Source organism: Burkholderia cepacia GG4, assembly GCF_000292915.1.
Lineage (GTDB): Bacteria > Pseudomonadota > Gammaproteobacteria > Burkholderiales > Burkholderiaceae > Burkholderia > Burkholderia cepacia_D.
In genome coordinates, this window is record NC_018513.1 from 1,683,966 (window position 1) to 1,696,727 (window position 12,762).

The window sequence follows — 12,762 nt, forward strand, 5'->3', positions numbered from 1 at the left end:
GGTTTGATAAGATCAGCCGAAGTCGCTTATTTCGAAACTAAAAGTATGGAATGACGGCCGGACGGGGCTTCCCGCCGGTGTCGGAACCGGGACGGAGACGAAAGATGGATCGCTTCAAGCAGATCGAGACGTTCGTGCGGGTCGCGGACGCGGGCAGCCTCGCGGCGGCCGCGCTCGAGGAGGGCGTGTCGCCCGTGGTGCTCGGGCGGCGCATCGACGCGCTCGAGCAGCGCCTCGGCGTGAAGCTGATGTACCGCTCGACGCGGCGGCTGGTGGTCAGCGAGGAGGGCGCCGCGTTCCTTGAGCGCTGCCGCGGGCTGCTGTCCGAATGGGACCAGGCCGAGAACGAGCTGGCAGCCGGGCGGCGCGCGGTCAGCGGGCACCTGATCGTGTCCGCGCCGGCCGCGTTCGGCCGCAAGCATGTCGCGCCGCACGCGCCCGATTTCCTGGCCGACAAGCCCGAAATGCAGCTGTCCTTCAACCTGACCGATCGCGTCGTCGATCTCGTGCGCGAAGGCTACGACCTGTCGATCCGTATCGGCGGCTCGGTCGACCCGAACTTCGTCGCGGTGAAGCTTGCGTCGAACCGGCGCGTCGTGTGCGGCACGCCCGAGTATTTCCGCCGACACGGGCGGCCGAAGTCGCTCGACGACCTGCTGAAGCACAACTGCCTCGCGTTCAACCTGCAGGGTGGGCAGAACCGCGGCTGGTATTTCCAGCGCCACGGCAAGATCGTGACGATGCGGGTGGCCGGCAATCTCGACTGCAACGACGGCGAGCTGCTGCACCGCTGGGTGGTCGAAAGCCTCGGGCTCGGCTGGCGCTCGACCTGGGAAATCGCCGCGCAGCTCGAAACCGGCGAACTCGAGACGGTGCTCGACGACTATGCGCTGCCGGACTACGACATCCTCGCGGTCTATCCGCAGCAACGCTACGTGCCCGCGCGCGTGCGCTATTTCATCGACTACCTGCGCGCGGCGTATGCGCGCCCCGGCTACTGGAGCAGCACGCCGTAACGGGCGCGGCACGTCCCGGCATTTTTTGCGTTTCATCGGCTTCACGCGGGAATAAACTCGACGCAGCGGCGGTAATGTCATCGAGCGCGCACGCTGCCGGTCTGCCCGGGCGCCGGGCGCGGAACGGGCGCGGCTTCGGCCGCCGGGACCAGGGAGGCCATGTGGGGCAAGCCGGACAGGCGGTCGGCGAGCAGGCAGAGGACGACGCGGCGGCGCGCGGCGAGCGGTTTCGCGCACTCGTGTTGCCGCACCTCGATGCCGCGTACAACCTCGCGCGCTGGCTGAGCGGGAACGCGGGTGACGCGGACGACGTCGTCCAGGACGCGTGCATGCGTGCGCTGCGCTTCGTCGATTCGTGCCGTGGCGACAACGCGCGGCCGTGGCTGCTGACGATCGTGCGCCACACCTGGTACACCGAGTGGCGCCGGCGTACCCACGCGCACGAGGTTGCGCTGCCCGACACGCTCGACGACACGGACGTGCCCGACGACTGGCAGCCGGCGACCGAGGATCCGCTCGCGCAGCTGCTGCGCGGCGAGAGCGTGCGGCTCGTGAATGCGGCGCTCGCGAAGCTGCCGCCCGAATACCGCGAGGTGCTCGTGCTGCGCGAGATGGAGGATTTGAGCTACCGCGAGATCGCGGCGATCGCGGACGTGCCGGTCGGCACCGTGATGTCGCGGCTCGCGCGCGGCCGGCGCCGGCTCGCCGTGCTGCTGGGCGACACGCAGGCGCCGGCGCCGGAACGCCCAGCCGGGCGTGCATCGACTGGCGGAACCGCATCGGAGGCGATCGATGGACTGTAACGAAGCACGCGCGTTGCTGGACGCGGACGTCGACCGCGAACTGTCGGCGCCCGATGCGTTGCGCGTCCAGCGGCATGTCGAAGGGTGCGACTCGTGCCGTCGCGAGCGCGAGCGGATCGTCGCGCTGGGGCGGGTCGTGCGCCAGGCCGACTATTACCGGGCGCCGGATGCGCTGCGGGCGAGTGTCCTCGCGGGGCTGCCGGCGGCAGGCGACGTGCGGGAGCGCGGGCAAGCCCGCGCGGAGCCGCAACCTGAGGCCGCGCCGCGGCCTCGGCCGCGCGGTCGCCGCTGGTTCTCCTGGCCGGGCGGCAGCGGCGTGGCGACACGTCCGGCACCTGCAGGAGCGGGGCCGCGCGTCGCCGCGCTGCCCGGGCTCGGCTGGGGCGTGGCGCTGCTGGTCGCGCTTGCCGCGGCGGGCGGGATGACGCTGTCCGCCCGCCATGCCGAAACCGGCCAGACGGTCGACGAACTGGTCGCGAGCCACGTGCGGGCCGGGCTGTCGGCGCGCGACATCGACGTGATCTCGACCGACCGTCATACGGTCAAGCCGTGGTTCAACGGCCGGCTCGACTATGCGCCGCCGGTCGAGGACCTGTCGGCGAGCGGCTTCCCGCTCGCGGGCGGGCGGCTCGACTACGTCGGGCGCCGCCGCGTCGCGGTGCTCGTCTATCGCTACCGGCAGCACGTGATCGACGTGTACGTGCGGCCGGCCGGGGAAGGGCGGGAGGCCGGGCCCTATGCGACCGTGTCGCAGGGCTACGCGCTCGACCGCTGGGACGCGGCCGGGATGACATGGTGGGCCGTGACCGACGCCGAGCCGTCGGCGCTGGCCGCGTTCAGGACGGCGCTCGATGCGCGGCTGGGCGGGGCGCGCCGCGAGTGACGGCAGGCCCTGCCGCCGTGCCGCGGCGATGCGCGTGATAGTCCGCCCCCGATTCCGGAGCGGCCGCAGGGGCGTCGTTCGCGCACGCGGCACCGCGGCACCATTCAAGTCTTTGAAAACATGGCCGAATCCGGTCGGAAATCGTCGATCGGTGTTGCGTGCGGCCCGTATCCGGGTTAGAATCTTCGGCTTCTCACTTGCCACACCGGTTCAGACGCCCGGGTGGCTTCAATCCACAAGGAGTGTGTAATGCGTCATTACGAAATCGTATTCATCGTGCACCCCGATCAGAGCGAGCAAGTGCCCGCGATGATCGAGCGTTACAAGACCACGATCACGACGCACGGCGGTCAGATCCACCGTGTCGAAGACTGGGGCCGTCGCCAACTGGCCTACATGATCGAGAAACTCGCGAAGGCTCACTACGTCTGCATGAACATCGAGTGCGACCAGACGACGCTCGACGAACTCGAACACGCGTTCAAGTTCAACGACGCCGTGCTGCGTCACCTCATCGTCAAGATGAAGAAGGCCGAGACCGGCCCGTCGCCGATGATGAAGGAAGTTCAGCGCGAAGAAGCCAAGAAGGCGGCCGCAGCTCAGCCGACCGAAGCGCAGGCTTAAGTTCGTCATTCATTAAGCCATCAAGGAGCGCGTCACTCCCGTGAACAGGTTGCAATTGAAGGCGAGCGTCGTCGAACGCGCCCCGGTGCGATATACGCCGGCGGGTGTTCCGATCGCAAGCGCCACGTTGCATCACCGCACGGAAGTCGTCGAAGCAGGCATTCCCCGTCAGGTCGAAATGACGATCGAGGCGGTGGCGGCCGGTGAGGCGAGCGGCAGGCTGGAAAGCCGTGAAATGGGCGTCGAAACGCTGTTCACGGGCTTCCTGGCAAAGAAAAGCCGCAACGCGAGAACCTTGGTGTTTCACATCACAGCATTGCAGGACATTGGAAAGGACTGAAATCATGCCCCGCCCGACTGGTAAGAAATTCGACAAGCGTCGTCAGCAACAAAACCCGCTCTTCAAGCGCAAGAAGTTCTGCCGTTTCACGGCTGCCGGCGTCGAGCAGATCGACTACAAGGACACGGAAACGCTGAAGGACTTCATCGGCGAAAACGGCAAGATCACGCCGGCTCGTCTGACGGGTACGAAGGCGCACTATCAGCGTCAGCTCGACACGGCAATCAAGCGTGCGCGTTTCCTCGCGCTGCTGCCGTACACCGATCAGCACAAGGCGTAACTCGGCGACGCCATAAGGAGAATTCGAATGCAAATCATTCTGTTGGAAAAAGTCGCCAATCTGGGCAACCTCGGCGATATCGTCAAGGTCAAGGACGGTTACGCTCGCAACTTCCTGATCCCGAACCGCAAGGCTCGCCGTGCAACGAAGGAAGCGATCGCCGAATTCGAAGTTCGCCGCGCTGAACTCGAAAAGATCGCAGCTGAAAAGCTGGCAGCATCGCAGGTAGTTGGCGAGAAGCTGAACGGCCAGTCGTTCGAAATCACGCAGAAGTCGGGCGTTGACGGCCGTCTGTTCGGCTCGGTCACGAACGGCGACGTCGCGGAACTGCTGAAGAAGGCAGGTTTCGAAGTCGAGAAGCTGCAAGTTCGCATGCCGGAAGGCCCGCTGAAGATGATCGGCGAGCACGTCGTTCAAGTCGCGCTGCACACGGACGTCGTCGTCGACGTCACGATCAACGTGATTGGCGACCACGCGTAAGCGTACGCAAGCTTGCCGGGCGGCTTCCGCTGTCCGGACAAGGGCAGGCGCCCGGGCAACCGGGGCCTGCCTTTTTTATTGCCCGATCGCCGGCGAGCGGTATGGCGCCGTCCTGTGTAATTCGCGATAATCCCAACCCATGAACGCGCCGCAAGATCCTCAAATCGAATCGCTGAAAGTCCCGCCGCATTCGGTCGAAGCCGAACAGTCGGTGCTCGGCGGCCTGTTGCTCGACAACGCGGCATGGGACCGGATTGCCGACTTCCTGTCGCAGGGCGACTTCTACCGTTACGACCACCGGATCATCTACGAGCACATCGGCCGGCTGATCTCGTCGACGCGCCCGGCCGACGTCGTGACCGTATACGAAGCGCTGACCACGTCCGGCAAGGCCGACGACGTCGGCGGGCTCGCATACCTGAACGCACTCGCACAGAACACGCCGAGCGCCGCGAACATCCGGCGCTATGCGGAAATCGTGCGCGACCGCGCGGTGCTGCGCCGGCTCGTGTCGGTCGCCGACGAAATCTCGGCCGACGCGTTCAATCCGCAGGGCAAGGAAGTCCGCCAGCTGCTCGACGAGGCCGAGTCGAAGGTGTTCTCGATCGCCGAAGAGGGCGCGCGCGGCAACCAGGGCTTCCTCGAGATCGGCCCGCTGCTCACGCAGGTCGTCGAGCGCATCGACACGCTGTACCACACCGCGAACCCGAGCGACGTCACGGGCACGCCGACTGGCTTCGTCGACCTCGACCGGATGACGTCCGGGATGCACGGCGGCGAACTGATCATCGTCGCAGGGCGCCCGTCGATGGGTAAGACGGCGTTCTCGATGAACATCGGCGAATACGTTGCGGTCGAGTACGGGCTGCCGGTCGCGGTGTTCTCGATGGAAATGCCGGGCACCCAGCTCGTGATGCGTATGCTCGGCTCGATCGGCCGGCTCGACCAGCACCGGATGCGTACCGGCCGCCTGACGGACGAGGACTGGCCGAAGCTGACGCATGCGGTGCAGAAGATGAGCGAGGCGCAGCTGTTCATCGACGAGACGGGCGGCCTGAACCCGATGGAATTGCGCTCGCGCGCGCGCCGTCTGGCGCGCCAGTGCGGCAAGCTCGGCCTGATCATCGTCGACTACCTGCAGCTGATGTCGGGTTCGTCGCAGGGCGAGAACCGCGCGACCGAAATCTCGGAAATCTCGCGATCGCTGAAGAGCCTCGCGAAGGAACTCGACGTGCCGGTGATCGCGCTGTCGCAGCTGAACCGCGGCCTCGAACAGCGTCCGAACAAACGTCCGGTGATGTCGGACTTGCGTGAATCGGGCGCAATCGAACAGGATGCGGACGTGATCCTGTTCATCTACCGCGACGAAGTCTACAACCCGGACAGCCCCGACAAGGGCACGGCCGAAATCATCATCGGCAAGCAGCGTAACGGTCCGATCGGCCCCGTTCGGCTCACGTTCCTGGGGCAATTCACGAAGTTCGACAATTTTGCGGGGGCGCAGACGTTCTACGGCGAGTAACGCCGGTTGTAAAGCCCTAAATCGCCAAACGTTGTATCCAATCCCGGCGCGCGCACGTGCGCGCGTCGCGTCGCGACCGAAAACGGTACAATGTCGCCCGTTTTCGTGACAGTAGTTTGACAATCTCTCAGGAATCCCATGTTCGGTCGATTCATGCCCACCGAGGGCAAGTTCTTTGAACTTTTCAATGCGCACGCGAAGTACATCGTTTCCGGTGGTCGCGAGCTCGAACTGCTAATCGACAATCTCGCCGACGCCGAGATTCACAAGCAAAATGTGCAAACCGCCGAGAAGGCCGCTGACAAGCTCACGCATGAAGCGATCGATCTGCTGCACAAGACTTTCATCACGCCGCTCGATCGCGACGAGATCCACAAGCTGATCACGACGATGGACGACATCCTCGACCTGATGGAAGACGTCGCGACGGCGGTGTCGCTGTACGACGTGCAGTCCGTCACGTCCGAGGCGAGCCAGCTCGCGCACATCGTCACGCAGTCGGCGCAACACGTGCAGCAGGCCGTCGGGTTGCTGTCCGACATGAAGCAGTCGGCGCAAATCCTCAAGCAGTGCGAGGAGATCGACCGCTGGGAGTCGGAGGCCGATCGCGTGCTGCGCGCGGCGATGTCGAAGCTGTTCCGCGAGGAAGACGACGTGAAGACGCTCATCAAGCTGAAGGCGATCTACGAGCTGCTCGAAGAGATCACCGACAAGTGCGAGGACGTCGCGAACATCATCGAAGGCATCGTGCTGGAAAACGCCTGAGCGGATCACGATGCATTCGATACAACTCGCCCTATGGATGGTCGCGACGCTGGTGCTCGTCGCGCTCGTATTCGACTTCATGAACGGCTTTCACGACGCAGCGAACTCGATCGCCACCGTCGTGTCGACCGGGGTGCTGAAGCCCCAGCAGGCCGTGGTGTTCGCGGCCGCGTTCAACGTCATCGCGTATTTCATCTTCCACCTGAAGGTTGCACAGACGGTCGGCAAAGGCACGATCGATCCCGAGATCGTCGACCACTATGTCGTGTTCGGCGCGCTGGTCGGTGCGATCGGCTGGAACGTGATCACCTGGTACTATGGGATCCCGTCGAGCTCGTCGCACGCGCTGATCGGCGGCCTCGTCGGCGCGGCGCTCGCGAAGTCGGGCTGGAGCTCGCTGAACATCGACGGGCTGCTGAAGACGATTGCGTTCATCTTCATTTCGCCGCTGCTCGGTTTCATCCTCGGTTCGCTGTTCATGCTCGGCGTGTCGTGGCTGTACTTCCGTACCGCGCCCAGCAAGGTCGACCGGCGCTTCCGCCGGCTGCAGCTGCTGTCGGCTGGCCTGTACAGCCTGGGCCACGGCGGTAACGACGCGCAGAAGACGATCGGCATCATCTGGATGCTGCTGATCGCGAGTGGCTACGCGTCGGCAACCGCCGATGCGCCGCCGGCATGGGTGATCGGCGCATGCTACTTGTCGATGGGTCTCGGCACGCTGTTCGGCGGCTGGCGCATCGTGCGCACGATGGGCCAGAAGATCACGAAGCTCAAGCCGGTCGGCGGTTTCTGTGCCGAAAGCGGCGGGGCGATCACGCTGTTCATCGCGTCGTTCCTCGGCATTCCGGTGTCGACCACGCACACGATCACCGGTGCGATCGTCGGTGTCGGCGCGACGCAGAAGCTGTCGGCCGTGCGCTGGGGCGTCGCCGGCAACATCGTCTGGGCCTGGGTGCTGACGCTGCCGGCGTCCGCGTTGTTCGCGGCCGGCGGATGGTGGCTCGGACACCAGATCTTCTGATTCCGACGCTGCCGGATCGACACGCAATGCGCCGCAAACCGACAGGTTGCGGCGCATTTTCTTTGGTGGTCGGGAAAGGTGCGGCGAATGGCGGGACCCTCGCCGCGGATGAAGCCGGTCAGTAACTGCCGTTCGCGAAGCGGGCGATCGGATCGTCCGCGGTGCCGGTGCGCGGGCTGACCGGCGCGGATTGCGTCGACGCACGCAACACCTGCACCGGTTCGGTGTTGCGCGGTGACGGCGCGGCGGCCGAGGGTGGCGGTTCCGCATCGAACGAAGCAGCCTGGGCGGCCGTCAGCGCAGTGGTCGGAATCTGCGTACCGGTCTCGGTCGGGCCGGCCGGCGCTGCATTCGCCGTCATGGCGGTCAGGTCGCCATTCGCGGGGGTTGCCTGCTGCTGCGCCGCCTGCATGCGCGACGGCGGCGGTTCGTACGGATCGCTGGCGGGCGCGGCTGCCGGAGCAACCGCCACGGCCGATACGACCGGTGCGGCTTGCATGACCAGCGCGGGCGACGGCGCTACGCTGGCCTGAGACGAAGCATAGGCGGGCTGCCGCGAGGCGGCGGCAGCGACGACGGGGGCGGCCGCCGGCGCGTCGCGCCGTGCCTCGTAGGTCGGCGCATCGAACGGCGCCGGCGTCCCGCGCGGCGGCGCGACGCGGCGAATGCCGTCGAAGCGCTTGGCCCAGTACGGGTTCGTCAGATAGTCGAGGCGCACGGTGCCGCCCGTCGACGGCGCATTGACGAAGCGCAGCTTGCCGACATAGATGCCGACGTGCGAATGCGGGCGGCCGGTCGTGTTGAAGAAGATCAGGTCGCCCGGCGCGACCTGGTCGGGGTCGATCGATACGCCGCGGCTGCTCATGTCCGAGGTCGTGCGCGGCAGGTTGACGTCGGCCGCGCGCCCGATCACGTAACGCACGAGCCCGCTGCAGTCGAAGCCGCTGGTGGGCGTGTTGCCGCCCCAGCGATACGGCACGCCGACGAGGCTCATCGCCTGGATCGAGATTTCCTCCTGGCCGACGCTGTGGTCGACGAATTTCGGGAAATTGGCGGGCGCCGGGAACGCGCGCGGCGTCGTGATCGTCATGCCCGACGTGCGCGATGCCGACTGCGGCGGCACGCTGGAGCAGGCCGCGAGCAGTGAAACGACGGCGACGGGAACCCAGATTCGAAGCATGACAAGGCGGACGAGCGCGGTGCGCGCGAATCGTATGACAACAGACAGACCCGATGGTAGACGCTCCGGCGGGGCTTAAGCAACCATTCCTGAGAATTTACTTGAAGTTTCGCGCGTAAGTGGGGTTGTTGCGTAACGAAGCGTGACCAACGTTTCCGACCCCAAAAATAAAAACGGCGCTCCGGAAACGGAGCGCCGCAGGCGTCGCATGCCGGCGAGCGGCCGGCGTGCCGCGTTAAAGGATGTCCGACGCGTAGTCGGCGAGCCGCGAGCGTTCGCCGCGCGCGAGCGTCACGTGGCCGCTGTGGCCCCAGCCCTTGAAGCGGTCGACGACGTAGGTCAGGCCCGAGCTGCCTTCGGTCAGGTAAGGCGTGTCGATCTGCGCGATGTTGCCGAGGCACACGATCTTCGTGCCGGGGCCCGCGCGCGTCACGAGCGTCTTCATCTGTTTCGGCGTCAGGTTCTGCGCTTCGTCGATGATCAGGTACTTGTCGACGAACGTACGGCCGCGCATGAAGTTCATGCTCTTCACCTTCAGGCGCGAACGGATCAGTTCCTGCGTCGCCGCACGGCCCCATTCGCCGGCTGCGTCGTCGGTCTTCTGCAGCACTTCGAGGTTGTCGTCGAATGCGCCCATCCACGGCTGCATCTTCTCTTCCTCGGTACCGGGCAGGAACCCGATGTCCTCGCCGACGGGCACGGTCGCGCGCGTCACGATGATCTCGTTGTAGCGCTTGTCGTCGAGCACCTGCGCGAGGCCGGCTGCGAGCGCGACGAGCGTCTTGCCGGTACCGGCCTGGCCGAGCAGCGTGACGAAATCGATCTCGGGATTCATCAGCAGGTTCAGCGCGAAGTTCTGCTCGCGGTTGCGCGCGGTAATGCCCCACACGTTGTTCTTGTGGTGGCTGTAGTCGCGCAGCGTCTGCAGCAGCGCCGTCTTGCCGTTCAGCTCGCGCACGATCGCATGGAACGTCGGTTCGCCGTTCTGCGGCTCGAGGTAGGCGAACTCGTTGACGAGCATCGACGCGACGAGCGGGCCCGTCACGCGGTAGTACGTGGTGCCCGTCTTCGTGTCCTGCCAGCTCTCCATCCCCTTCGCGTGCTTGGTCCAGAAGTCCTGCGGCAGTTCGCGCACGCCGGTATAGAGGAGATCCTTGTCCTCGAGTACCTGGTCGTTGAAGTAGTCTTCCGCGGGCAGGCCGAGCGCATGCGCCTTGATCCGCATGTTGATGTCTTTCGACACCAGCACGACCTGACGGTCCGGCCGGTCGCGCTGCAGCGCGCGCACCACGCCGAGGATCTGGTTGTCGGCCTTGCCTTCGGGCAGGCCTTCGACCGGCGCGATGTCGGTGAGCTTCGTCTGGAAGTACAGGCGGCCGAGCGCCTCGCGGCTGCCGAGGCGCGACAACGGAATGCCGGCCGAGATCGGGCCGACGTCGGCGACCAGCGCGTCGAGCGTGCGGCTGACCTGGCGCGCGTTGCGCGCGACTTCGGACATGCCCTTCTTGTGGTTGTCGAGTTCCTCGAGCGTCATCATCGGCAGATAGACGTCGTGTTCCTCGAAGCGGAAGAGGCTGCTCGGGTCGTGCATCAGCACGTTGGTGTCGAGTACGAACAGCTTCTGCTGTTCGACCTCGGCCGGCTTGCGGCTGCGCGACTTCGTCGCGGCACCGGCATCGCGCGCGGGCGCCGCGGCCGGTTTTCCGGCGGCGGGCTTGTCGCTGCGCGCGACGATCGGGGCGGCGGGCGCTGCGGGTTCGGCCGGCGCCTGCATCGGCTGCAGCAGCGCTGCGGTCTGTTTGGTCTTGCGGCCGCGTGCGGGCGTGCCCGCGGCTTCTTGCGCCGGCGCCGCGACGGCGCGCAGCGGCGCGGCCGTGTTCGCGGCTTCGGTCATCGGTTGGGCCACGCTAGCCGGACCATAGTCACCGGCTGTGGATGCGTCCCCTTCGGCGGATTTCTTCGCGGCTTTCGCGGGCCGCGCTTTCGCCTTGTATTCGTCGGGCGGCAGCAGGCTGCCGAGCTTGCTGGGGGGGGTAGGCAAAGGCATGGTGTCCCTCGGGAGGAATCGTGTCGCATGAAGTGCGCCGCTGATCGCATCCTGCGTGACGTAGACGCATGCAGTTTGCGCGCGGTGGCGCACAGGAATTTCGTCTAGCCGGTTCGCCTAAGTGTCGGTCAGCTCCTTGACGAGGTGAGGGCCGGACCGAGAGCCGGCGCGCAGTCCATAAAAAAAGCCGCTGCCCCGTGGACCGGGACATGCGGCTCGGCTGATACCGTCGTGATGCGCGTCAGGTGCCGGGAAGCATCGCAACGGGCACCGGCGCAGCTACGAGAAATATGGGGCGAACTGGCATTCATTGCGGCCCAATATAGCGCGGCTCAAAGCGCTTGTACAGCACTTAGAACGTCGTCCACGTGACCGGGCACCTTGATGCCGCGCCATGCGTGGCGAAGCACGCCGTCGGCGTCGATCAGGAACGTCGAACGCTCGATTCCGCGCACTTCCTTGCCATACATTTTCTTCATCTTGATGACATCGAACAGCGCGCACAGCGCTTCGTCGGCATCGGAAATCAGCGGGAACGGCAGTTCGAGCTTCGCCTTGAAATTGTCATGCGAGCGCAGGCTGTCGCGCGACACGCCGATCACTTCGGCGCCGGCTTTCTTGAACTTCGGATAGAGATCGCGGAACTGCAGGCCTTCGGTCGTGCAGCCCGGCGTGTTGTCCTTCGGATAGAAATACAGAACGAGCTTCTTGCCCTTCAGGTCGGACAGCGAAATGTCGCCGCCCGTAGCCGGTGCGGTGAAATCGGGAACTTGACGGTCAACTTCGACGGACACGTGTTTCTCCTGTTGTTATGGAAAGGCGCCGCTCGGGCGGCGCGTTCGGAGGGGCGTCGCGGCGGCACGCCGCAAGGGCGCCGCAGGCGGCGCCGGCGCGCGCGAACTCAGTCGGGCTGGACGATCAGTTCGCCGGAGCGGCCGGGGATCTCGCCCCACGTGACAGGGTACGATGGCAGCGAGTCGCGGTCCAGCGTCGCGTGGTAATCGCCCATCGTCGCAAACGTGTGGCCCTGGGCGCGCCAGCCGGCGAGCAACTGCTCGAACACCGGTGCGAGCTTCTGGCCTTCCAGTTCCGCATGCAGCGTGAACACCTGGTCGTGCGGATTGGTTGCGGTGAACTGCAGGATGTGTGCGGCGACGTTGTGCGTGTCGATGCCGTCGATGCCGAGCAATTCGTCGAGGGTCGGCAGCGTGGTCGGGATCTGCACGTGCGACAGCGTGCGGCCGCCGACCACGGGCAGGTACGGCGAATGGCCGCGACCGTCGGATGCGTAGCGCATCCCCCATGCATCGATCTGCTCGAACGCCGCGTCGTTCATCTGCCAGCCGGCCGCGCCGTGCGTGACGGGCGGCGCGCCGAAGACGTCGACGAAGCGCGCGTGGCTCTTCTGCATTTCACGCGCGGTCCAGTCGCGATCACGCACCCGGACGTTGTCCTGCCAGTACACGTGATCCCACGTATGGATCCCGCATTCGAAGCCGGCCTCGTGGATCGCGCGCATGTCGGCGATCGCGCGGCGGCCGATGTCGGGGCCCGGCAGCAGCACGCCGTACATCAGCTGCTTCACGCCGTAATGCTCGACCACCGACGTGCGCGACACCTTCTTCAGGAAGCCCGGGCGGAACACGCGCCGCAGCGCCCAGCCCGTGTGATCGGGCCCGAGGCTGAAGAGGAAGGTCGCGCGCGCATTGAAGCGGTCGAAGATGCGCGCGAGGTTCGGCACGCCTTCGCGCGTGCCGCGCAGCGTGTCGACGTCGATCTTGAGGACGATACGAGCCAAGCG

14 protein-coding genes and 1 pseudogene are annotated in these 12,762 nt (G+C 65.9%); 11 read left to right on the forward strand and 4 right to left on the reverse strand.

The features are described from left to right. Positions 1–104: 104 nt before the first annotated feature. The 10 genes from GEM_RS07695 to GEM_RS07740 all read left to right on the forward strand — a co-directional run bounded on the left by GEM_RS07695 (position 105) and on the right by GEM_RS07740 (position 7,734). The gene (locus tag GEM_RS07695; protein WP_014896849.1) at positions 105–1,016 is read left to right on the forward strand and encodes a LysR family transcriptional regulator; all 912 of its coding nucleotides are present in this window, start codon (positions 105–107) and stop codon (positions 1,014–1,016) included. Between the two features lie 161 nt (positions 1,017–1,177). Then, positions 1,178–1,819, forward strand: coding sequence for an RNA polymerase sigma factor (locus GEM_RS07700; RefSeq protein WP_014896850.1), 642 nt, complete (start codon positions 1,178–1,180; stop codon positions 1,817–1,819). Continuing rightward, positions 1,809–2,702 carry an anti-sigma factor family protein gene (locus GEM_RS07705; RefSeq protein ID WP_014896851.1) on the forward strand — a complete coding sequence of 298 codons (894 nt, stop codon included), beginning with the start codon at positions 1,809–1,811 and terminating at the stop codon, positions 2,700–2,702. Before GEM_RS07700 ends, GEM_RS07705 begins: the two co-directional genes overlap by 11 nt. A gap of 249 nt (positions 2,703–2,951) precedes the next feature. Continuing rightward, positions 2,952–3,326 carry a 30S ribosomal protein S6 gene (gene rpsF / locus GEM_RS07710; RefSeq protein WP_006755436.1) on the forward strand — a complete coding sequence of 125 codons (375 nt, stop codon included), beginning with the start codon at positions 2,952–2,954 and terminating at the stop codon, positions 3,324–3,326. 40 nt (positions 3,327–3,366) lie between these two features. Further along, positions 3,367–3,666, forward strand: a complete 300-nt coding sequence (gene priB / locus GEM_RS07715) for a primosomal replication protein N (RefSeq protein WP_014896852.1) — start codon at positions 3,367–3,369, stop codon at positions 3,664–3,666. A 4-nt stretch (positions 3,667–3,670) separates the two neighbouring features. Continuing rightward, a complete protein-coding gene (gene rpsR, locus GEM_RS07720; protein WP_006486248.1) occupies positions 3,671–3,946 on the forward strand; it encodes a 30S ribosomal protein S18 in 276 nt (91 codons plus the stop codon). A gap of 27 nt (positions 3,947–3,973) precedes the next feature. Beyond that, positions 3,974–4,426 (forward strand): 50S ribosomal protein L9, encoded by a 453-nt coding sequence (rplI, locus tag GEM_RS07725; protein WP_014896853.1) that lies wholly within the window; start codon positions 3,974–3,976, stop codon positions 4,424–4,426. 139 nt (positions 4,427–4,565) lie between these two features. After that, a complete protein-coding gene (locus GEM_RS07730; RefSeq protein ID WP_014896854.1) occupies positions 4,566–5,948 on the forward strand; it encodes a replicative DNA helicase in 1,383 nt (460 codons plus the stop codon). Between the two features lie 138 nt (positions 5,949–6,086). Then, positions 6,087–6,713 (forward strand): DUF47 domain-containing protein, encoded by a 627-nt coding sequence (locus tag GEM_RS07735; protein WP_014896855.1) that lies wholly within the window; start codon positions 6,087–6,089, stop codon positions 6,711–6,713. Between the two features lie 10 nt (positions 6,714–6,723). Further along, a complete protein-coding gene (locus GEM_RS07740) occupies positions 6,724–7,734 on the forward strand; it encodes an inorganic phosphate transporter (protein ID WP_014896856.1) in 1,011 nt (336 codons plus the stop codon). Between the two features lie 118 nt (positions 7,735–7,852). Here GEM_RS07740 and GEM_RS07745 read toward each other — a convergent pair whose 3' ends face one another. Beyond that, positions 7,853–8,914, reverse strand: coding sequence for a C40 family peptidase (locus GEM_RS07745; RefSeq protein ID WP_014896857.1), 1,062 nt, complete (start codon positions 8,912–8,914; stop codon positions 7,853–7,855). 235 nt (positions 8,915–9,149) lie between these two features. Next, positions 9,150–10,961 carry a PhoH family protein gene (locus GEM_RS07750; protein WP_014896858.1) on the reverse strand — a complete coding sequence of 604 codons (1,812 nt, stop codon included), beginning with the start codon at positions 10,959–10,961 and terminating at the stop codon, positions 9,150–9,152. On the opposite strand from GEM_RS07750, the pseudogene GEM_RS32500 reads away from it, so the two are divergent. After that, a pseudogene (locus GEM_RS32500) lies at positions 10,857–11,101 on the forward strand (hypothetical protein); the annotation flags it as partial. The gene GEM_RS07750 and the pseudogene GEM_RS32500 overlap by 105 nt on opposite strands. Positions 11,102–11,293: 192 nt before the next feature. Here the strand turns inward: GEM_RS32500 and GEM_RS07755 are convergent. Beyond that, on the reverse strand, positions 11,294–11,755 hold the full coding sequence (locus tag GEM_RS07755) for a peroxiredoxin (protein WP_014896859.1): 462 nt from the start codon (positions 11,753–11,755) through the stop codon (positions 11,294–11,296). 107 nt (positions 11,756–11,862) lie between these two features. After that, positions 11,863–12,759 (reverse strand): polysaccharide deacetylase family protein, encoded by an 897-nt coding sequence (locus tag GEM_RS30895; protein ID WP_014896860.1) that lies wholly within the window; start codon positions 12,757–12,759, stop codon positions 11,863–11,865. Between the last annotated feature and the right edge of the window lie 3 nt (positions 12,760–12,762).

Excerpts from the sequence above, each read along its gene's own strand:
- GEM_RS07695 (WP_014896849.1), top strand. The coding sequence starts at position 105 with ATGGATCGCTTCAAGCAGATCGAGACGTTCGTGCGGGTCGCGGACGCG.
- GEM_RS07705 (WP_014896851.1), top strand. The coding sequence starts at position 1,809 with ATGGACTGTAACGAAGCACGCGCGTTGCTGGACGCGGACGTCGACCGC.
- rpsF (WP_006755436.1), top strand. The coding sequence starts at position 2,952 with ATGCGTCATTACGAAATCGTATTCATCGTGCACCCCGATCAGAGCGAG.
- rpsR (WP_006486248.1), top strand. The coding sequence starts at position 3,671 with ATGCCCCGCCCGACTGGTAAGAAATTCGACAAGCGTCGTCAGCAACAA.
- rplI (WP_014896853.1), top strand. The coding sequence starts at position 3,974 with ATGCAAATCATTCTGTTGGAAAAAGTCGCCAATCTGGGCAACCTCGGC.
- GEM_RS07730 (WP_014896854.1), top strand. The coding sequence starts at position 4,566 with ATGAACGCGCCGCAAGATCCTCAAATCGAATCGCTGAAAGTCCCGCCG.
- GEM_RS07735 (WP_014896855.1), top strand. The coding sequence starts at position 6,087 with ATGTTCGGTCGATTCATGCCCACCGAGGGCAAGTTCTTTGAACTTTTC.
- GEM_RS07740 (WP_014896856.1), top strand. The coding sequence starts at position 6,724 with ATGCATTCGATACAACTCGCCCTATGGATGGTCGCGACGCTGGTGCTC.
- GEM_RS07745 (WP_014896857.1), bottom strand. The coding sequence starts at position 8,914 with ATGCTTCGAATCTGGGTTCCCGTCGCCGTCGTTTCACTGCTCGCGGCC.
- GEM_RS07750 (WP_014896858.1), bottom strand. The coding sequence starts at position 10,961 with ATGCCTTTGCCTACCCCCCCCAGCAAGCTCGGCAGCCTGCTGCCGCCC.